The sequence below is a fragment of the Mesorhizobium sp. CNPSo 4689 genome, from assembly GCF_057784325.1.
Window position 1 is genome coordinate 266,800 of the sequence record NZ_JBWLUZ010000004.1, and the last position, 20,170, is coordinate 286,969.

The window sequence follows — 20,170 nt, forward strand, 5'->3', positions numbered from 1 at the left end:
TATCCGGTATCGTACAGGCCAGAGCCGAGCCGTCTACCCGTCGCTCGCGGCAACGGCCGGAGAGGCCCAAATGATACGCCAATCCAGCCTGATTTGTGCGACAAAATAAGACAGCACTACTGTCCTAAATTTTTATGACAGAAATCGCAGGCGTGCACAAGACCGATTCACAAAAATCTCGAGCCCTTCACGACAGAAAATTACGCGTGAGAGGGTAGAAACGTAACCTTCAGTCGCCACCCGCACCGCCTGGCTTGGCTGGCTTTACTGCTTTTCCAGCGCTTGGCCCTTGCGCGTCAAACCCCAAAGCAGCCATGGTCCCGCCCGTTTTTCAAACCAGATACGGACCTCTCAATGTTCTTTGCATCCGACAACTGGGCGGGCGTCCATCCCGACATCTCGGCCAATCTGTCCCGGCACGCTGCGGGCATCGCGACCGCCTATGGCGACGGCGAACTCGACCGCGCCGTCTACCGGCGCTTCAGCGAGATTTTCGAACGGGAGGTCGCGGTGTTCTTCGTCGCCACCGGCACGGTGGCCAACGCGCTCTCCATGGCGACATGCAATCGTATCGGCGGCGTCGCCTTCTGCCAATCCGAGGCGCATATGAACGTCGATGAATTCGGTGCCGCGGGCTTCTATACCGGCGGAGCGCGCATGTCGCCGGTCCCTGGGCCATTGGGGCGCATCAATCCGCAGGCTCTCGACCGCGCCATCACACGCTATTCGCAGGACCTCGCCCCCGCCGGCCAGCCGATGGCGGTGACGATCACCCAGGCGACCGAGGTCGGCACGGTCTACACCGTCGACGATGTCAAAGCCGTGTCTGAGGTCGCTCGCCGCCACAAGCTGCCCCTGCACATGGACGGCGCGCGCTTCGCCAACGCCGTTGCCGCGACCGACATTTCGCCTGCGGAAATGACCTGGAAGAGCGGCGTCGACATCATCTCCTTCGGTGGGACCAAGAACGGCTGCTGGATGGCCGACGCGGTCGTGGTCCTCAACCCCGACATCGGGCATGATCTGCGCCTGCTGCGCCAGCGCGCCGGACAGACCTTCTCGAAGGCGCGCTTCATCTCGGCCCAGTTCGAAGCCTATTTCACCGACGATCTCTGGCTGAGGATGGCGCGCCACGCCAACGCCATGGCCGCGCGACTGGCCGAGACGATCGAAGACGCTCCAGCAGGCAGGCTCGCCTGGCTGCCGCAGGCCAACGAGGTATTCGCCATCCTCGACCGCGCCAGTGCCGAAAAGCTGCAGGCGGCCGGCGCCAAATTCTACGAATGGGGCGTACCCCAAGGCTTCGACGGCCACCTCGGCGACAATGAAGCGATCTACCGTTTCGTCGCCAGCTTCGCGACGACAACAGAGGAGGTCGACCACATCGGTCATTTGCTTATCGGGCAAGGAAATGGCTAGGCCAGAAATGGCCGTGCCAGCAGTTCCAGGCCGAGCAGGATCAGGAAGATCAGGAACCAGCGCCGGAAGGTCTCCGGGCTGATCCTCTGCCCGAGCAGTTGGCCGAGCCACATGCCGAGCAAGGCCGGCGCGACGGCCAGCGCTGACATCGCGATATGCTCGACCTCGAATGCGCCATGCGAGGCGAGGCCGACTGCCAGCGCAATGGTCGACACCGTGAAGGAAAGACCCAGCGCCTGGATCAGGTCGTCCCGGCTCAGCCCCAGCGCCTGGATATAGGGCACCGCAGGCACGACGAACACGCCAGTGCCGCCGGTGACAAGGCCGGTGAGGAAGCCTATGGCCGGCGACCACCAGCGCTCTGCCTTGGTCGGAATGCTGAGCTGCCGTGCCAGCAGCGTGTAGGCGGCGTAGAGCACCAGCGCGGCACCAAGGCCAGCGGTCGTCCATTTGACGTTGTCGCTGGCCAGCAGCCTTGCCCCGGCAACTGTGCCGATAAGGATGCCGGCCATCATCAACCACAGCCGGCGCAGGATCGATGCAAAGCTCGGGCCCGCGAAGAGCTGCCAGACATTGGTGACGAAGGACGGGACGATCAGCAGCGACGCGGCCGTGACCGGCGGCATGACGGTGCCGAGAAGCCCCATTGCCAGCGTCGGCAGGCCCATGCCGGTGACACCCTTGACGATGCCGGCGAGCAGGAAGGTGATGGCGATTGTGCCCGTCAGCGCCAGGGAAAAATCAGACATGCCCTCGATCCGTTCGCAGGACGAAAACCTCGTTCAGCGAGGCTTGCCGCGAAAGGGCCAGTATCCTTGGTTGGGGATGGCACAGACATCGAGGCAAACAAAAAGCGGCGCCTTTCGGCGCCGCTTTCGTCTCGGGAGGAGACGGTTTGTAGTCAGCCTGCATTATGCAGCGGTCTTGGTCTCGATCTGCTTGGCCTTGGCCGAAGTCGCGGTGATCGCGATCTTGCGCGGCTTCAGCTCCTCGGGGATGTTGCGCTTGAGGTCGACGAAGAGCAGGCCGTTCTTCAGCGTGGCGCCGACGACATCGACGTGGTCCGCAAGCTGGAAGCGGCGCTCGAAAGCCCTCGAGGCGATACCGCGATAGAGCAGTTCGGAACCTTCGCCATTGCCCTCCTCCTTGCGCTCACCTTTCACGGTCAGCACATTGCGGTGGGCCTCGATGGAGATCTCGTCTTCCGAGAAACCGGCAACCGCCATCGAGATGCGATAGGCGTCCTCGCCGGTGCGCTCGATGTTGTAGGGCGGGTAGGTCTGCGCGCTCTCAGGCTGGGCAAGCGAATCCAGCATGGTGAAGAGACGATCGAAGCCGACGGTGGAGCGATAAAGCGGGGAAAAATCAACGTGACGCATGAGGTGTTCTCCTGTTGAGCAACATGGTTTGCGTTTGGCCGGTGCGAAACCCGAGACGGCGTTCCGGATAGGCCAGCGGTCCCGACATTGGCGACCGCATCAGACATTTGGGGAGCGCAAAAGCGCATTTCAAGATTTTTGCCGGCCGGCGAATTCGCGCTTCGATGAACGGCAGATGAACCGCTGCTTTGGCGCCCGTTCAGCCAGGCAGCGCTAGAGTGCGGCCAGGATCAAAAACAAGCGGCACTGGAAAGCGCCGCGACGAGGCCGAACCGGGTGTAACGTCCCTTCCTCCCGGATCGACAGAGGCCGGAAGCACGCCGCAGGCTGCTTCCGGCCTCATTCGTTGCCGGAAGTTGCTGCCTTTCCCTTCCAACCGGAAGCCCTTTGCTTTTGCCGCGTTGGCGTCTATCACCGGGCCTGCGCCTCGCAGGGCTAGGGCGCGACACGAAAAACGAAACGCCGAATGACGGACCTCTTCCACGAATTTCCTGGCAATCCGTCACCGGTAAACGCGGCAGGCGGTTACTTCACCACCCACGACCGCAAGCTGATCCGCTACGGCCTTTTTGGCGCCGTAACCCGCCCGATCAAGGGCACGGTGGTGGTGCTGACCGGCCGCAACGAGTGCACCGAGAAATATTTCGAGACCATCCGCAACCTTACCGAAAGAGGCTTTGGCGTTGCCACCTTCGACTGGCGTGGCCAGGGTGGCTCCGACCGGCTGATCCGCGACCGGCAGCGCGGCTATGTCCGCAGTTTTCGCGACTACGCCAGCGACCTGGAACAATTCTTCGAAGAGATCGTGCTGCCCGATTGCCGCGGGCCTTATTATATCCTGGCCCATTCAGCCGGTGCGGTGGTCGCCCTGCTTGCCTCGCCCTCGATGGTCAACCGGGTACGTCGCATGGTGCTGATCGCCCCTTTCCTGACCTTGCCCGACCTTCCGGTCTCGATCACGACCGTTCGCCGCGTCTGCACACTTTTTTGCCTTCTGGGTCTCGGCCGGCTTTATGCCGCATGGGGACCGCGGCCGAAGCAGACCACCCCCTTCGCCGTCAACAAGGTGACATCGGATCCGGAGCGCTACCGCCGCAACACGGGGATCTACGAAGCCTATCCGCAATTGGCGCTTGGCGGCCCGACGATCCGCTGGCTGAAAGCCGCCGCCGAAGCTTCCGAAGCCGTAAGCGATCCGGACTTTGTCGCCGCGATCCAGGTCCCCATGCTGGTGATCGCCGCTGGCGCCGACAAAGTCGTTTCGACCAAGGCGGTGGAGGCCTATGCCAGGCGTCTGCGCGTCGGCTCGCTGCTGATGATCGACGGCGCGCACCATGAAATCCTGCATGAGGCAGACATGTATCGCGAGCAATTCCTCGCCGCCTTCGATGCCTTCATCCCAGGCACCGGCGACGACACCTGAGTGACAGCAATCCGCAGGCGCGGACCCTCGGAGATCAGGCCTGACGGGCGAATTCCATGATCCAGTTGGTTTCCCAGGTCTTGCCGCCATCCGGCGAAAAGGCCTGCTCCCAGCGCGCAGACTTTTCGGTGATCCCCGACCAGAGGAAGCGGACCCGGATCGGACGGCCTTCGAAGACGTCGTCGCACAGGAACGTGCCGATGCCGCCCTCGAACGACCCGCGCATCGGCACGTCGATGGTCAGTGGATTGCGGCCGTCGATCCACCAGATCGACCACTGCTTCGTCGCCGGATCGAAGGTCCGTACCGTGGCGGCGCGATAGGCGCCGCCGGGCAATTCAATCACATTGTCGTCGACATTGCCGAGCCCGCCGAGGATCGGGCGCACGTCACACGTTCCGCCAAACATGTCCCAGTTGGTATCATCAGCCAGCCGCGTGCGCAGCCGTCGATGGCTGACCGACCAGCGTCCGTGGAAGAAATCGAAATCGTTGCGGCCGTCCGCGGGATCTTTGTCGGAACGGCCGGCTTTTGACTGCGTCTGCATGTGCGATCCTCCCTCAGGTGAAATCCTTCTATAGCGGAAGGATACTGACACCTGCCTGTCAGGAGGGTTGGGCAGGCATGGCGAAAAGACGGGGCCTTGCCCGGCTCAGCCGCGCAGCGCCGCCATCGCGGCAGCGTGCAACTCGGGTGTTGCAGCCGCCAGGATATCTCCACCTTTCTCGGCCGGACCGCCGTCGAAGGTGGTGACGACGCCGCCGGCCTTTTCGATGATCGGGATCAGCGCCACGATGTCGTAGGGCTTCAGCCCGGGATCGGCGACGACGTCGACGCTTCCCGCCGCGACCATGGCGAAGGCATAGCAATCGGTGCCGTAGCGGGCGAGTTGGACCTGCTTTTCGAACTGGTCGTAGCGGGTGCGCGCCTCGCCCTTGAACAGTGCCGGCGTGGTGGTGAACAGCGTCGCTTTGCTGAGCTCCGTCGTCTTGCGCGTCGCAAGCTTGCGCGGCCCGCCCGGCCCCTCATAGTGGGACCCGGAGGCGTTGGCGTAGAACAGCTCGCCGGTGAAGGGCTGCGACATCAGACCGGCGACGGCATCGCCGTCGACCGTGAACCCGACCAGCGTTCCCCAGACCGGCAGGCCGGAAATGAAGGCACGCGTGCCATCGATCGGATCGATCACCCAGACATGCCTGCTGGATATGTTCTCACTGCCATGCTCCTCGCCCAAAATGCCGTGATCGGGATATTCCGCCGATATCAGCGCCCGGATCACCCGCTCGGCCTCGCGGTCTGCCTCGGTGACCGGATCGAAGCCGCCCGCCTCCTTGTTGGCGACGGCGCCCTGGCTGCGGAAGCGCGGCAAGGTCTCGGCAGCGGCGGCATGTGCGATGCGCCGCATGAAATCGATGCTGATATCCAACTGATTCTCCCGCGTTGCAGCATGTCATTGCCGGTGATTTCGCGCCGGAGCAAGGGCTTGGAGCCCTCCAGCGCCACGACCCACTGTTGCCTGAATGTCACGCAAGCGCCGTCGAAACGCAATTTCCACTTCATAGTGAATTAAAAAAACCTGAAGTCGGTTGACATTTGTGCAGCGCACAATACTTTTGTTCTCGGACAGGTCTTCCTGTCCATGCCCTCCTTGGGCGTTTCCTCCCTAGACTTCGACCGTGTCGTGCAAACGATGCGGTCTTTTTTTCGCCGCGACACTGGCGCGGGCGCTGACCTGTGCGGCCTGTCGCCAAACCTATTCGGCGGCGAGCGGCAGGTCGATGAAATGGTGATCGGGCATCGCCATCAGGTCGGCCGAGAACCGTGCCAGATCGTCGGCAAGCGCATCGAAGCCGGCGGATTTCTGGAACGTCCGCTCATTCATGTAAAGCCCGCGATTGACCTCGATCTGCAGCGCGTGGAGATGGCGCGCAGGCCGGCCGTAATGCTCGGTGATGAAGCCGCCGGCATAGGGCTTGTTGTGGGCGACGGTATAGCCCATGCCGGTGAGCAGGCCGATCGCCGTCTCGGTCAGGGCCGCCGTGGCGGAGATGCCGAACCGGTCGCCGATGATGAAGTCCGGTCGCACCCCATTGTCGCCGACCCTGATGCTGGCAGGCATCGAATGGCAGTCGATCAGCACGGCATAGCCGAACCGCGCATGGGTCCTGGTCAGAAGCCGCTTCAGCGTCTCGTGATAGGGCTTGTAGACGGTCTCGATACGCGCCACGGCCTCGGCCAGCGGCAGGCGGCCGGAATAGATGTCGAGTCCCTCGCCCACCAGCTTCGGCACGGTGCCAAGTCCGCCCGCCACCCGCGCCGAGCGGATGTTGCAGAAGGACGGCACCGGTTCGGCGAACATGCGCGGGTCGAGCTCCCAGGGCTCGCGATTGACGTCGAGATAGGCGCGCGGGAAATTCGCCGCCAGCATCGGCGCGCCAAGGGTGACGGCGCCGCCGAACAGTTCCTCGACATAGCAATCCTCGGACCGGCGGATGGCATTGCGGTCGAGCCGCGCCATGGCCAGGAAGCGGTCGGGATAGTAGCGGCCGCTATGCGGTGAGTTGAAGAGAAAGGGAACGCGCTGCTCGGCGCCCGATCGGATTTCGAAGGGTGGAACGACCGAAAAATCCTCGGCTGCCGTCTTCAATTTGAGCGAACCCGGAAACAGCACTGCATCATGATTTGAAACTGCCATCTCGCCGGCCGCATGTCCAGCATTTCAGCACCCTCACAGCTCAGCCAAAGTCAGGATAATGCCGCCATCGTTCACTTGATGTTTACCGTCACCTCCTCATATACAGGATGGTTAACGGGCATGCCCGGCGCCAATGTCGGGGCGGGTGATTCGGACGGGATATGATGGCACGCATTCTGCTGGCGGAAGACGATGACGATATGCGCCGGTTCCTCGTCAAGGCGCTGGAGCGCGCCGGCTACCAGGTGAGCGATTTCGACAATGGCGCCAGCGCCTATGAGCGACTGCGCGAGGAGCCTTTCTCGCTGCTGCTGACCGACATCGTCATGCCCGAGATGGACGGCATCGAGCTTGCCCGCCGCGCCACCGAGATCGATCCCGACCTCAAGGTCATGTTCATCACCGGTTTCGCCGCCGTTGCGCTCAATCCGGATTCAAAGGCCCCGAAGGACGCCAAGGTCCTGTCGAAGCCGTTCCACCTGCGCGACCTCGTCAACGAGGTCGAAAAGATGCTGCAGGCCGCCTGAGGCGCTTCCGGCTCGATCCCGGCGCGTCCTCGGCGGCGCGACAAAACGAGCCTTTCTTTCCCTTTCCGACCTATTGACGCGCTGGATCAAAAGTGGTGTATGCGCGGCTTCGGATGGGCGTGTAGCTCAGCGGGAGAGCACTGCATTGACATTGCAGGGGTCACAGGTTCAATCCCTGTCACGCCCACCATCCAGACAAGCCTTATCGCATCTCGCCACACCTGAGGCCCGTCCCGGTGGGGAGTAAGGCAATAGGGCCGTAGGGCAATTGGTGCCGCTCGTCCTATTCCCCTACTCCCAGATCGCCCTACTTCACTGCGGCCGTGGATCGGGCCTGTTGTCGTGCTTGTCACCGTTCCTGCCTTCCTTGCACGGCGCGTCGCCGATGCCGCAGCATTTGGCGTTGTGGGTGACACCCGGCTTTGTCTTGTCGCAATCTCTTGGCGCCGTCGTCTGGCAGCCTGCCAGCACGGAAACGGCGATGGCGGCAAGCAAGACGTTTCTTGATCGAATAAACATAGATGCTCTCCTTGATAACCGCGTTTGTTACGCAGCGCTTGGTCGCGCGCCGCGAGCGATTGGTTCAAAGGAACGAAAAAATAGTCTGCGGAACTTTTCTCGATGCCCGAACAGGCAAGTGCACCGATAGCGCCCGAGGTCGAATTGAGCCGTGACGCACGACGTGCAAAAGGCTAGGAGACGACTGAAGGTTTGCAGGAGAGAAGCAGGAGATGGCGGCAATCGGATGGTCCATGATGACATGCGATCCCGATCGTCCCCGCATGCTCCCTGGCGGGCAGCCATGACCCCAGTTCCAGCCGAGCGACGGTCCACCTGGCAACGAATACTCCTCGAGCTCAAGCGGTCGAGGAGGTATCTCAAGTCGCCGCTCACGAGTCTTGGCAATGCGCTGGTTTCGGCAAAACGCAAGCTCGAACACCGGCATGTCGTGAGGCTGCGCATAAAGGCGGCGCGTGACGGCTACGCGGCCTCGCCGATTTCGCGCGTGAAGGACAGCTTCATGCTTGTCCGCATCATCGGCAATGACCTCGAGCCGCGACACCGCAAGGGCCAGTCATACGACAACGCCCTGTTCATCCTGGACAACGAACCCGCCTTCCCGGACTGCGAGAAATTCTGGATCGTCAACCGGATAACGGACCCCGAGGAAGAGGCCCGCATCATCGGCCTGCTGGAAAGCTGGAACCAGAACTTCCACAGGATCCCTTTCGACCTCGATGCCTATCGGCAAATTCCCTGGAACATGGACGAACTGGCCACGGGCCTGTTCAGGTCTTCGGACAGCGTCCGATCGGCCGAGCCGAATGCCGCGCGTTATGAAACGCACATCCGGCGCGGCAAGAACCTCTATGTGATGAACAACAACGGCGCGCGCAACACGGCTCTTGAGATCGCCCGCGGGCGGGCGAAGTGGCTGATGCCGTGGGACGGCAACAGCTACCTGACGCTGTCGGCCTACCAGCAGATCCGGGCGGCAACCCGAGAAAACCCGCATTTCCGCTATGTCGTGGTGCCGATGGCGCGCATCGTCGACAACGCAATTCTGCTCGACACGGCCTTCAAACCGCGGGCTAACGAAGAGCCGCAAATCATATTTCGAACCGATACGACCGAACTGTTCGACGAAAACTATCCCTATGGACGCCGGCCGAAGGTCGAAATGCTGTGGCGGCTTGGCGTTCCCGGGCAGTGGGACCGGTTCCGCGACGACCGGTGGGATTTCCCGCGTCGACCCCTCTCGCCCACCGCCGGGCTTTTCCAGAATGCCGGCTGGGTCGCGCGCCTGGATTCAGGGCGCTCGCATCTTGAAATCGGCAAGGCGGGCTTCCTCGCCCGCTGGACCAGCCGCGACGAGGCGATCGTCGACATGCTCGACCGCTGTGACGCCAGGGCGGTCTCTGCCAGGCTCGATCCGTCGCGCCTGGCCTTCTACGACGAAGACGCGCTCGCCGCCGCCTCCAGAAACAAGGACGCCGATCTTCAGCGGCATCTGCGCAACTGCGCCGACCAGGCGCTGACCCGCGGTCCGTTCAGTGTGACGGACAAGACAGGCGTGGCGCCGAGCGGCAACCCGCACGACTACTTCCAGCCGGCGCCCTATTGGTGGCCCGATCCCGACAAGCCTGACGGACTTCCCTTTGTCGGGCGCGACGGCGAGCGCGCGCCCGGCACCAGATTGTATGAAACAGGCAGCGAAGCCTACGATCGTACGCGCCTGCAGCGATTGCTGGACGATACCACCGTGCTTGCACTGGCGGCGACCGTGCTTGGCGAACAGCACTATGCCGGCCACGCCGGCGGGCTCATCCGCACATGGTTCATCGATCCCGCGACAAGAATGAACCCGCATATGCGCTACGCGCAGGTGCGGTTCGGTCACGACGACAACGAAGGGAACGGGCAAGGTATCATCGAGCTCAAGGATCTCTATTTCTTCCTCGACGCGGTTCGTCTGATCGAACGTGCCGGCGTGTTGGACGCAAGCGAAGGGGAAGCATTCAGATCCTGGCTTGGTTCATACCGCCAATGGCTGGACACGGCGCCGGCCGCGGTGGCGGCGTCCAAGCGCCTCAACAACCACGGTGTGTTCTTTGACCTGCTGCGGGCGTCGATCGCCGCATTTCTGGGGGAAAGCGCAATGCTGGCCGAGATCGGCCGTCGCGCCAGGGAGAGACTGGTGGATCAGATCGCGCCCGACGGCTCGCTGCCAAGGGAATTGTCGCGCACCCGGCCCAGACACTACACACTGTATACCTTGCAGGGCTGGACGACGCTGGCGCGCATCCTGTCCTCGGTCGGCGACGATCTTTGGCAGCATCGTGCTGGCGAAGGACAGGGGCTGGTCCGAACCCTGCGCTGGCTGGCGGCGAATATCGACAGCCATGACACCACGCCGATGGATGCGGTCGATCCGCACCGGCTTTGGCCGCTATTGCTCGATCTTGCGCGCCACGATCCCGAAGCAACGATCCGCAACGCCGAGGCGCAGACCGTCATGCCCGTCTTCCACCCGGACGAAGGCATCGCTCCGTTCTGGATGTGGAGAAGGCCCTAAGCAATTCCAGGAAAAGTGCGTAGCGGTTCCGTCCGGAATTGCGCAAAAACAAACAGTCAGATTCTCAGACCTGCTTACCAGAGCCGCGACCGCAGCTTCGACAGGGGACGGCCGCCCAGACCGTCATCTCTCATGGCGGCAATCAGCGTCGATCGAGGTTCAGACCGCGCCGAGGCGGACATCACCTTTCTCAATATGCTGGAGAAACCACGCATAGGTCTGTTCCAATCCACTGCGAAGCGGGTAGCCCGGACGCCAGCCCGTGGCCAACAGGCGCGACACATCCAACAGCTTGCGCGGCGTGCCATCAGGCTTCGTCGGATCGAACGTGATCGCTGCCTCCACGCCGACGACGGATACGATGGTGCGGGCCAGATCCGCAATGCTGACCTCCTGCCCCGAACCGACATTGACATGGCTGTCTCCGGCATAATTTTTCAGCAGCCAGACCAGGGCGTCGGCGGCGTCGTCGACATGCAGGAACTCGCGCATCGGCGTGCCCGATCCCCAGACCTCCAGGGTCTTGCCGCCGATGCGCTTGGCCTCATGAGCCTTGCGCATCAATGCCGGCACGACATGGCTGGTGGAAAGGTCGAAATTGTCGCCCGGACCATAAAGATTGGTCGGCATCGCTGAAATGTAATCGACGCCATACTGGCGACGGTAGGCCTGGGCGAGTTTCAGCCCGGCGATCTTGGCAACCGCATACCATTCATTGGTCGTCTCGAGCGGGCCGGTCAGCAGCGCGTCTTCGGGGATCGGCTGCGGCGCGAGCTTCGGATAGATGCAGGACGAGCCGAGAAACAGGAGTTTCTCCACTCCATTGCGAAAGGCGGCCTCGATGACGTTGGTCTGCAGGACGAGATTTTCATGCAGGAAATCGACCGGGAACCTGTCATTGGCGAGGATGCCGCCGACCTTGGCCGCCGCCATCACCACCGCGTCCGGCCTGTGGTCGGCCATCCAGCGCCGCACGCCGGCCTGGTCGAGAAGATCTAGCTGCTGACGCGGCACGGTCAGGACCTCGCAATCCTCGGCCGCCAGCCGGCGCACGATTGCCGAACCGACCATGCCGCGATGCCCGGCGACAAAGACCCGCTTGCCCAGGAGCTCGAAAGTCATCGCGGCGTCCTATGACTGGTGGCCGTTGCGCCGGATGTCGTCGACGGAGCGCACCAGGTCGGCCTGCACCATTTCCGCGACCAACTCCTTGAAGCCAATCGTGTGCGACCAGCCAAGCCTGGCTCGCGCCTTGGATGCGTCGCCGACAAGGATCTCGACCTCCGTCGGCCTGAAGTAGCGCGGGTCGATGCGCACCCGCACGGCGTCCGAACCGGCATCCATACCGACTTCATCGACGCCTTGGCCTTGCCAGCGAATGGTCCGTCCGGTCTCGGCGAAGGCCAGTTCGACGAACTCGCGCACGGAGTGCATCTCGCCCGTCGCCAGCACGAAATCATCCGCCTCGCTATGCTGCAGAATGCGCCACATGCCTTCGACATAGTCGCGCGCATGGCCCCAGTCGCGCCTGGCGTCGATATTGCCGAGATAGAGCGTGTCCTGCAGCCCGCGATGGATCGCGGCGACGGCGCGCGTGATCTTGCGGGTGACGAAGGTTTCGCCGCGTGTTGGGCTCTCATGGTTGAACAGGATGCCGTTTGCGGCAAACATGCCATAGGCCTCGCGGTAGTTGACCGTGATCCAGTAGGCGTAGAGCTTGGCCACCGCATAGGGCGAGCGCGGATAGAAGGGCGTGGTCTCGCTTTGCGGGGTTTCAGCAACCTTGCCGTAAAGCTCCGATGTCGACGCCTGATAGAAACGCACCGACTTTTCGAGGCCAAGGATGCGGATCGCCTCCAGCAGCCTGAGCGTGCCGAGCGCATCGGCATTGCCCGTGTATTCCGGTGTCTCGAAACTTACCTGGACATGGCTCTGGGCGCCGAGATTGTAGATTTCACCCGGCTTCGTCTCCTGCACCAGGCGGATCAGGTTGGTCGAGTCGGTCAGATCGCCATAGTGCAGGAAGAAACGGGCGCCATGCTCATGCGGATCGACATAGATGTCGTCGACGCGCTCTGTATTGAAGGAAGAAGAACGGCGTTTGACGCCATGCACGACATAGCCCTTCTGCAGCAGCAACTGTGCCAGATAGGCGCCGTCCTGGCCCGTCACCCCGGTGATCAAAGCTACTTTGTCGGTCATGCCCTGCTCGTCCCTCCCCATGGGCCATACCGAATACAGATTTGCCCAAGCAAGGCAAATCCGAACATCGGCCCGAGGCGGAGACGAAGCCTGCCTGCTCAGACGCCGGCGACCGCGCAGAGGTGTTTCATCCTGGCGACGGCAAGTTCCGGGTCGGCCAGCAACCCGGCTTGATCGGCGAGCCGGAAGACATCGGCATAGTGGCGGACGCCGCGCGCCGACTGCATGCCGCCGACCATCGAGAAATGGTCCTGATGGCCATTGAGCCAGGCCATGAAGACGATGCCGGCCTTGTAATATTCGGTCGGCGCCTCGAAGATTTTTCGCGACAGCGGCACGGTCGGCGCCATCAGAGCGTCATAACCGACACGATCACCTTCGGCGAGCTTCGCCAGTGCTGCATTGGCGACCGGCGCGATGGCGTCGAAGATGCCGAGCAGCGCGTGTGAATGTCTCCTGCCGTCGCCGGCGATCAGCTCTGGATAGTTGAAATCGTCGCCGGTGAACATCACGACGCCTTCCGGCAGCCGGTCGCGCAGCAACACCTCCTTGCCGGCATCGAGCAGCGATATTTTTATGCCCTCGACCTTGCCGGCATGCCGCTCGATGATGGCGACGACCGTGTCGAGCGCCGCCTCAAAATCGTTGCTGCCCCAATAGCCTTTCAGCGCCGGGTCGAACATGTCGCCCAGCCAGTGCAGGATGACCCTGCCGGAGGCCTGTGAGAGGATGCGGTCGTAGACGCGGGCATAGTCGTCCGGTCCGTTGGCGACGGCCGCCAGCGCGCGGCTGGCCATCATGATGGCCTTGCCGCCCTCGCCTTCGATGAAGGCGAACTGCTCCTCATAGGCGCGGATTACATCGTCGAGCGTCTTTGCGGTTGCAGGTGCCAGATGGTCGGTGCCGGCGCCCGAAGCGAGGTCGGCACTCGGCACCGTGCGCGCCTCGGCGATCGAACGCCGGATCAATTCCTTCGCGCTTGCCCAGTCGAAACCCATGCCGCGCTGCGAGGTGTCCATCGCCTCGGCAATGCGGAAGCCAAGCGCCCACAGATGATGGCGGAACGCCATCGTCCTGTCCCAGTCAACCGCCGGCGTGGACCACGGATCGGTCATGGCCAGGGGATCTGCCACGACATGGGCGGCGGCATAGGCGATGCGCGAAAACCGCGCGCCGGCCACCGGCTGCACAGGCTGGCCGACCAACCGGTAGCTGGCGCGACGACCGCCCTCTTCGGGCAAGGTGATGTCCATGAAACTCTCCCTTTGTCGCGCCTATAAATGGAACGTTCCAATAAATCAAGAACCTTTATGATTCGCGCCCAGCGCGACCGGATGCTGCATCGCAACACAGGAACCCTTGTCAGGAAAGATCTTTCAGCGAGGTCAATCAATTTTTCGCAGCAGGGAAAAATCCGGATTGACTCCCATTCTCGGCAGTGATTAGAACGTTCCAATAAATTCGACCAAAAATACCGGGAGGACGTATCTGGATGGCCAGCCGGGCCAAGGCGACGATACTCGACATTGCCCGCGAGGCGGGCGTGTCCAAATCGACGGTATCGCTCGTGCTCCAGGGCAGCGGGCTGATCCGGCCTGAAACCGCGGTCAAGGTGCGCAAGGCGATCGAGGATGTCGGCTATGTCTACAACCGCGGCGCCGCCAATCTGCGCAAGGCCCACTCCAATGTCATCGGCATGGTCATCAACGATCTCACCAACCCCTTCTTCGCCGAACTGGCAGTCGGCATGGAGCGTGTCTTCCAGTCGGCCGGCATCGTGCCGTTCATCGCCAACACGGCGGAGAACCCGGTGCGCCAGGAGGAAGTGCTGAAGTCGCTGATGGAACAGGGCGTCGCCGGGCTGATCGTGTCGCCGGCGCGCGGCACCACGCCGGGCGCGTTCCGCCGCCTGGAGACGGCAGGCCTGCCGGTCGTCTTCGCGATGCGCCGCTTGCCTGAAAGCCGCATCCCGGTAATCGCACCCGACAATCATCGCGGAGCGTTTCTGGCCACGCAGCATCTGATCGGCAAGGGCCATCGCCGGCTGGCCTTCTTCGGCGGCTCCTCCGATCTGGTGGTCTATCACGAACGATTGGGCGGTTTCCGCGAGGCCTGTGAAACGCTGGGCATCGCCGCTGGTGACAGGCTGATCTTCGAAGGCGAGACCAGTCGCAAGGGCGGCATCGCCTGCATGGAAACCGCCCTTGCGATGGCCGCGCCGCCGACGGCGGCACTCTGCTTCAACGACGCGGTCGCCTTCGGCGCCATGCTGGCGCTGCGCAAGCGCGGGCTTGAGCCGGGTGCGGATTTTGCCGTCGTCGGCTTCGACGACGTGGCCGAGGCCGAGCATTACATGCCGGCGCTAACCAGCGTCGCGGTCGACTCGGCGGGCCTCGGCGAGCGCGCCGCCCATGTCATGCTGAAGATGATCCAGTCGCGCACCACACGTGCCGAGGATCATATCGGCGCGGTCAATCTGGTGATCAGGGACAGCTGCGGTCCCGATCGCCGCGCAGGAATGGGAGACGCGGCATGAGCGTCAGATGGGGTCTGATCGGCGCCAGCACGATCGCCAGGCAATTCATGATCAATGCCATCCGAGCGCAGGCCGATGGCGATATCACCGCGGTGATGAGCTCCAACCGGGAGCGCGGCACTTCTTACGCCCAGGAAAACAACATCCCGCTCGCTGTCTCAACGCTCGATGCCTTGCTCAACTCAGACATCGACGCCGTCTACATCTCGACCACCAATGAATTGCACCTCGAACAGGCGCTGGCAGCGATCAAGGCGGGCAAGCATGTGCTGTGCGAGAAGCCGCTGGCGCTGAGCAGCGCCGATGCGCGCAAGATGGTCGCCGCCGCCAAGGCGGCGGGCGTCGTACTCGGCACCAACCACCATCTGCGCAATGCCGGCTCCCATAGGGCCATGCGCGAGGCAATCGCAACTGGGCGCATCGGCAAGCCGGTCGCCGCACGTGTCTTTCACTCGGTCTATCTGCCCGAGAACCTGCAGGGATGGCGCATCACCAAGCCGGAGGCGGGCGGCGGCGTGGTGCTCGATATCACCGTGCACGACGCCGACACGCTGCGCTTCGTGCTCGGCGACGATCCGGTCGAGATTTCCGCCTTTACGCAATCGGCAGGCATGGCCAATGGCGGGCTGGAGGACGGCGCCATGTGCATCTGGCGCTTCAAGTCGGGCGTCATTGCCCAGTCGCATGAGGGCTTCACGACCAAATTCGCCGGCACCGGCTTCGAGGTGCATGGCTCGGATGGCTCACTTTTCGCCAGCAACGTCATGACCCAGAAGCCGGTCGGCTCGGTGCTGCTGCGCACCGCAAAAGGCGAGGAAGAATTGAACTTCGACCGCGAGGATCTCTACACGAGGTCGCTGCGCCAGTTCCATGCCGCCATCCACGGCGACGACCAGCCATCCGCGACGGGTGAAGACGGCGTCTGGTCGCTGACGTCGGCCGAGGCAGCGTTGCAGTCCGCGAAATCAGGCAAGGCGGTCGCAATCGACCCGAAACTTGGGAGCACCGCGTGAGCAAGGTCGTTTCCGCCGCGCAGGCCGCCAGCCTGATCAAGGACGGCATGGTCGTTTCCGTCTCGTCATCGAGCGGCCTTGGCTGCCCGGACGCGGTGCTTGCCGCGATCGGCGAGCGCTTCGACACTGAGGGCCATCCGCAGAACATCACCACGCTGCACCCGATCGCCGCCGGCGACATGTACGGCATCAAGGGCATCGACCATCTGGCCAAGCCCGGCCTGCTGAAGCGCACCTTGTGCGGTTCCTATCCGTCCGGCCCCTCGTCGTCCGAACCGCCACAGATCTGGAAGATGATCGGCGACAACTCGGTCGCCGCCTACAACGTTCCGTCAGGCATATTGTTCGACATGCACCGCGAGGCCGCCGCCAAGCGCCCGGGCGTGCTCACCAAGGTCGGTCTCGACACCTTCGCCGACCCGCGCCATCAGGGCTGCGCCATGAACGCAGCCGCCAGCGAGCCGATCGTTTCGGTCGAGCAATTCGACGGCGAGGAATGGCTCTATTTCCGCTCGATCGTCCCTAACATCTCGATCATTCGCGCCACCACCGCCGACGAGCGCGGCAACCTCACCTACGAGCATGAGGGCGCCTATCTCGGCGGCCTCGAGCAGGCGCTCGCCGCACGCAACAATGGCGGCGTCGTCATTGCGCAGGTCAAGCGCGTCGTCGAGAACGGCACGCTGAAGCCGCATGACGTGCGCGTGCCCGGCGTGCTTGTCGACCATATCGTCGTTGCGCCCGACCAGTTGCAGACGACGCTGACACCTTACGACCCTGCGATCTCGGGCGAGATCTTCCGGCCGCTATCGACCTTCCGCAATGCAGAGATGAACGTCCAGAAGGTCATCGCGCGCCGTGTCGCCATGGAGTTGCGCGACGGCATGGCCGTCAACATCGGCTTCGGCATTTCGGCCAATGTGCCGCGCATCCTCCTGGAGGAGGGTCAGCATGGCAAGGTCACCTGGGTGATCGAACAGGGCGCGGTCGGCGGCGTGCCGCTGCTCGACTTCAAGTTCGGCTGCGCCTCCAATGCCGAGGCGATTATGCCCTCGCCGCACCAGTTCATTTATTTCCAGGCCGGTGGTTTCGATGCCTCGCTGCTGTCCTTCCTGCAGATCGACCGCCACGGCTCGGTCAACGTCTCAAAACTTTCGGCAAGGCCGCATGTCACCGCCGGCGCCGGCGGTTTTGTGGACATTACTGCCCGCGCGAAAAAGATCGTCTTCTCCGGCTTCTTCAATGCCGGGGCCAAACTCTCGCTGGCCGATGGCGGCATCCGCATCGACCAGGAGGGTAAAGTCAAGAAGGTGGTCGACGAGGTCGAGCATATCTCGTTCTCGGGAAAGCGCGCGGTCGCGCAGGGACAGGACATCACCTATGTCACCGAGCGCTGCGTGATGAAGCTGACGCCGGACGGGTTGATGGTGACGGAACTTGCACCCGGCATCGACCTGGAACGCGATGTGCTGGCGCAGGCCGAGATCCCGCTCGGCATCGCCAACGACCTCAAGGTGACACCGTCCGCACTCTATCAGGATCGGCCGATCGGCCTGTCGCTCAATGGCGGCGCCTCGCTCGGAGGCACGCATGGCTGAGCATCTTGTCACCTTCGAGCAGGACGGCGCCATCGGCATCGTCACGCTGCGTCGGCCGGAGAAATTCAACGCACTCGATATCCCGATGCTGCGGGCGCTGGAAATGGCGATCGACGAGGCGGAGATGGCCGACGGCGTTCGCGTCGTGTTGCTGCGTGGCGAAGGCAAGGGCTTCTGTGCCGGCGGCGATGTCGAGGCCTGGGCACAGATGAGCGCCGCCGATTTCCAGGTGCAATGGGTCCGCTACGGCCACCGCGTCTTCGACCGGCTGGCGCGGCTCAGGCAGCCGACCATCGCGGTTCTGTCCGGCCATGCGCTGGGCGGTGGGCTGGAACTGGCGGTCGCCTGCGACTTCCGCGTAGCGGAAACGCAGGTGAAGCTTGGCTTCCCTGAGACTTCGATCGGCGTCGTTCCCGGCTGGTCCGGCACGCAGCGCGCCGTGCGCCGCTTCGGCGCGCAGGCGGTGCGGCGCATGGCGCTCGGCGGCGAGGTTTTTCTCGCCTCTGACGCACTCGCTTTGGGCATTGTCGATAAGGTTGTCGAGACTGGCAAGGCGTTCGATGAGGCCAAGGCCTGGGGAGAAAAAATCGCCGAGCGCGGGCCGCTGGCAACCGAAGCCGCCAAGCTGATGATTGCGGTCGCCGAAGGTGAGGAAAGCGCTGCCGCGACCGAAGCGCTGGCCAGCGGTTTCATCGCGCTGACCAGCGACCTCAAGGCAGGCGTCGGCGCCTTCAAAACCAAGCAGAAGCCAGCCTTTTCCCGATGCTAGATAAGAGTGGAAATCCTATGAACGCGCCCCTCAACATCGCCATGCCCGCCGAGGCATCCGCCGCGCCGAAGAGCTACCGGCTGCTGATCGACGGCAAGCATGTCGAAGCTCGCGACGGCCGCACGCTTGAGCGCAACAGCCCCGGCCACGGCTTCATTGTTTCGCGCTATGCGCAGGCCGGCGAGGCGGAAGTCGAGGCGGCGGTCCAGGCCGCGCACAAGGCATTCGAGACCGGCCCATGGCCGCGCATGAAAGCTTCCGAGCGCGCCGCGATCCTGCTCAAGGCCGCCGACCTGTTCGAGGCCCAACTGGAAGACATCGCCCGGCTCGATGCGCTGGAATCCGGCAAGCCGATCGCCCAGGCGCGCGGCGAGATCGGTGGCGCCGTCGACATCTGGCGCTATGCCGCCGCGCTTGCCCGCACGCTGCACGGCGAGAGCTACGCCAATCTCGGCGATACCATGCTGGGCGTCGTGCTGCGCGAGCCGATCGGCGTCGTCTCGATCATCACGCCGTGGAATTTCCCCTTCCTGATCGTCAGCCAGAAATTGCCTTTCGCGCTTGCCGCCGGCTGCACGGCCGTGGTCAAGCCGAGCGAGATGACCTCGGCCTCGACCTTCGTCCTCGGCGATATCCTGATGCAGGCGGGCCTGCCAAATGGTGTCGTCAACATCCTCGCTGGCCTGGGCGGCGATGTCGGCGCGCCGATGGTCAGCCATCCATTGGTCGAAATGGTGTCGTTCACCGGCTCCACCCGCGTCGGCAAGACGACCATGGCCTCGGCCGCCAACTCGCTGAAGAAAGTATCGATGGAACTCGGCGGCAAGAACGGCCAGATCGTCTTCCCGGATGCCGACCTCGATGCGGCCGCCGACGCAGCCGTATTCGGCGGCTTCTTCAACGCCGGGGAATGCTGCAACGCCGGCAGCCGGTTGATCGTCCATGAAGCGATCGCCGACGACTTCCTCTTGGCGGTCAAGGCGCTCACCGCCAAGGTGACCGTCGGCGATCCGCTCGATGACCGCACCAAGGTCGGCGCCATGATCTCGTCCGACCATCTCACCAAGGTAGCCGGCTATGTAACGGCGGCGGCAAGCGACGGCAGCAGCGTCTACAGCGGCGGTAAGCAGCTGGCGTCCAATGCTGGCCAATACCTTGACCCAACCATCATTCGCGGCGTGACCGAGGACATGGCGATCGCGCGCGAAGAGGTGTTCGGCCCGGTGCTTTCCGTGCTGACTTTTGAATCGATTGAAAAGGCGTTGCACATCGCCAACAACACGCCCTATGGTTTGTCGGCAGGCGTGTGGAGTGCCAGCATCGACACCTGCATGTCGGTGGCGCGGAATGTGCGTTCGGGGACCGTTTGGGTGAACACGTTCATGGAAGGTTATCCCGAACTGCCTTTCGGCGGCTACAAGCAGTCCGGTCTCGGACGCGAACTCGGCAAGCGCGCCGTCGAGGACTATACCGAGGAAAAGACAATCCAGTTTCATCGCGGCCAGCGCACCGGATGGTGGGTCGGCTGAGTTG

The 20,170-nt window shown here is 63.2% G+C and carries 18 protein-coding genes and 1 tRNA gene; 10 read left to right on the plus strand and 9 right to left on the minus strand.

Annotated features, from left to right (window positions below):
• Window positions 1–354: 354 nt before the first annotated feature.
• The gene (locus AC04SI_RS08900) at window positions 355–1,419 is read left to right on the plus strand and encodes a threonine aldolase family protein (RefSeq protein ID WP_404276292.1); all 1,065 of its coding nucleotides are present in this window, start codon (window positions 355–357) and stop codon (window positions 1,417–1,419) included.
• On the opposite strand, the gene AC04SI_RS08905 is transcribed toward AC04SI_RS08900, so the two are convergent.
• Window positions 1,416–2,168 (minus strand): sulfite exporter TauE/SafE family protein, encoded by a 753-nt coding sequence (locus AC04SI_RS08905; protein ID WP_488474120.1) that lies wholly within the window; start codon window positions 2,166–2,168, stop codon window positions 1,416–1,418. The genes AC04SI_RS08900 and AC04SI_RS08905 overlap by 4 nt on opposite strands.
• 162 nt (window positions 2,169–2,330) lie before the next feature.
• Window positions 2,331–2,798 (minus strand): Hsp20 family protein, encoded by a 468-nt coding sequence (locus AC04SI_RS08910; RefSeq protein WP_404276294.1) that lies wholly within the window; start codon window positions 2,796–2,798, stop codon window positions 2,331–2,333.
• 466 nt (window positions 2,799–3,264) lie between these two features.
• Between AC04SI_RS08910 and AC04SI_RS08915 the strand changes: the two genes are divergently transcribed.
• Window positions 3,265–4,221 carry an alpha/beta fold hydrolase gene (locus tag AC04SI_RS08915; RefSeq protein ID WP_404276295.1) on the plus strand — a complete coding sequence of 319 codons (957 nt, stop codon included), beginning with the start codon at window positions 3,265–3,267 and terminating at the stop codon, window positions 4,219–4,221.
• Between the two features lie 34 nt (window positions 4,222–4,255).
• Here AC04SI_RS08915 and AC04SI_RS08920 read toward each other — a convergent pair whose 3' ends face one another.
• From AC04SI_RS08920 to AC04SI_RS08930, 3 genes are all read right to left on the minus strand, one after another.
• Window positions 4,256–4,768, minus strand: coding sequence for a DUF1579 domain-containing protein (locus AC04SI_RS08920; RefSeq protein ID WP_404276297.1), 513 nt, complete (start codon window positions 4,766–4,768; stop codon window positions 4,256–4,258).
• A 105-nt stretch (window positions 4,769–4,873) separates the two neighbouring features.
• The gene (gene hisN / locus AC04SI_RS08925) at window positions 4,874–5,647 is read right to left on the minus strand and encodes a histidinol-phosphatase (protein WP_404276298.1); all 774 of its coding nucleotides are present in this window, start codon (window positions 5,645–5,647) and stop codon (window positions 4,874–4,876) included.
• Window positions 5,648–5,974: 327 nt separating this feature from the next.
• Window positions 5,975–6,916 (minus strand): N-formylglutamate amidohydrolase, encoded by a 942-nt coding sequence (locus AC04SI_RS08930; RefSeq protein ID WP_404276300.1) that lies wholly within the window; start codon window positions 6,914–6,916, stop codon window positions 5,975–5,977.
• A gap of 164 nt (window positions 6,917–7,080) precedes the next feature.
• On the opposite strand from AC04SI_RS08930, the gene cpdR reads away from it, so the two are divergent.
• The gene (gene cpdR / locus AC04SI_RS08935) at window positions 7,081–7,443 is read left to right on the plus strand and encodes a cell cycle two-component system response regulator CpdR (protein ID WP_006199474.1); all 363 of its coding nucleotides are present in this window, start codon (window positions 7,081–7,083) and stop codon (window positions 7,441–7,443) included.
• 115 nt (window positions 7,444–7,558) lie between these two features.
• Window positions 7,559–7,633, plus strand: a tRNA-Val gene (locus tag AC04SI_RS08940).
• A 122-nt stretch (window positions 7,634–7,755) separates the two neighbouring features.
• On the opposite strand, the gene AC04SI_RS08945 is transcribed toward AC04SI_RS08940, so the two are convergent.
• Window positions 7,756–7,962: a hypothetical protein gene (locus AC04SI_RS08945; protein ID WP_404276315.1), complete on the minus strand. Its 207-nt coding sequence runs from the start codon at window positions 7,960–7,962 to the stop codon at window positions 7,756–7,758.
• Window positions 7,963–8,245: 283 nt separating this feature from the next.
• Between AC04SI_RS08945 and AC04SI_RS08950 the strand changes: the two genes are divergently transcribed.
• Window positions 8,246–10,519: an alginate lyase family protein gene (locus AC04SI_RS08950; protein ID WP_404276317.1), complete on the plus strand. Its 2,274-nt coding sequence runs from the start codon at window positions 8,246–8,248 to the stop codon at window positions 10,517–10,519.
• A gap of 159 nt (window positions 10,520–10,678) precedes the next feature.
• Here AC04SI_RS08950 and fcl read toward each other — a convergent pair whose 3' ends face one another.
• The 3 genes from fcl to AC04SI_RS08965 form a co-directional block, all read right to left on the minus strand.
• Window positions 10,679–11,641 (minus strand): GDP-L-fucose synthase, encoded by a 963-nt coding sequence (fcl, locus tag AC04SI_RS08955; RefSeq protein WP_488474121.1) that lies wholly within the window; start codon window positions 11,639–11,641, stop codon window positions 10,679–10,681.
• Between the two features lie 9 nt (window positions 11,642–11,650).
• The gene (gmd, locus tag AC04SI_RS08960) at window positions 11,651–12,721 is read right to left on the minus strand and encodes a GDP-mannose 4,6-dehydratase (protein WP_404276321.1); all 1,071 of its coding nucleotides are present in this window, start codon (window positions 12,719–12,721) and stop codon (window positions 11,651–11,653) included.
• Between the two features lie 98 nt (window positions 12,722–12,819).
• Window positions 12,820–13,974 (minus strand): dihydrodipicolinate synthase family protein, encoded by a 1,155-nt coding sequence (locus AC04SI_RS08965; protein ID WP_404276323.1) that lies wholly within the window; start codon window positions 13,972–13,974, stop codon window positions 12,820–12,822.
• Window positions 13,975–14,213: 239 nt separating this feature from the next.
• Here AC04SI_RS08965 and AC04SI_RS08970 point away from each other — a divergent pair, with 239 nt between their 5' ends.
• Genes AC04SI_RS08970 through AC04SI_RS08990 form a run of 5 tightly spaced genes read left to right on the plus strand, consistent with a single transcriptional unit; the run spans window position 14,214 to window position 20,166 of the window.
• On the plus strand, window positions 14,214–15,257 hold the full coding sequence (locus tag AC04SI_RS08970; protein ID WP_404276325.1) for a LacI family DNA-binding transcriptional regulator: 1,044 nt from the start codon (window positions 14,214–14,216) through the stop codon (window positions 15,255–15,257).
• Complete coding sequence (locus AC04SI_RS08975) at window positions 15,254–16,270, plus strand: Gfo/Idh/MocA family protein (protein WP_404276326.1); 1,017 nt, start codon at window positions 15,254–15,256, stop codon at window positions 16,268–16,270. Before AC04SI_RS08970 ends, AC04SI_RS08975 begins: the two co-directional genes overlap by 4 nt.
• Window positions 16,267–17,868 carry an acyl CoA:acetate/3-ketoacid CoA transferase gene (locus AC04SI_RS08980; protein ID WP_488474122.1) on the plus strand — a complete coding sequence of 534 codons (1,602 nt, stop codon included), beginning with the start codon at window positions 16,267–16,269 and terminating at the stop codon, window positions 17,866–17,868. Before AC04SI_RS08975 ends, AC04SI_RS08980 begins: the two co-directional genes overlap by 4 nt.
• Window positions 17,861–18,637: an enoyl-CoA hydratase/isomerase family protein gene (locus AC04SI_RS08985; protein ID WP_404276329.1), complete on the plus strand. Its 777-nt coding sequence runs from the start codon at window positions 17,861–17,863 to the stop codon at window positions 18,635–18,637. Before AC04SI_RS08980 ends, AC04SI_RS08985 begins: the two co-directional genes overlap by 8 nt.
• A 17-nt stretch (window positions 18,638–18,654) precedes the next feature.
• A complete protein-coding gene (locus AC04SI_RS08990) occupies window positions 18,655–20,166 on the plus strand; it encodes an aldehyde dehydrogenase family protein (protein WP_488474123.1) in 1,512 nt (503 codons plus the stop codon).
• The last annotated feature ends 4 nt before the right edge of the window (window positions 20,167–20,170 follow it).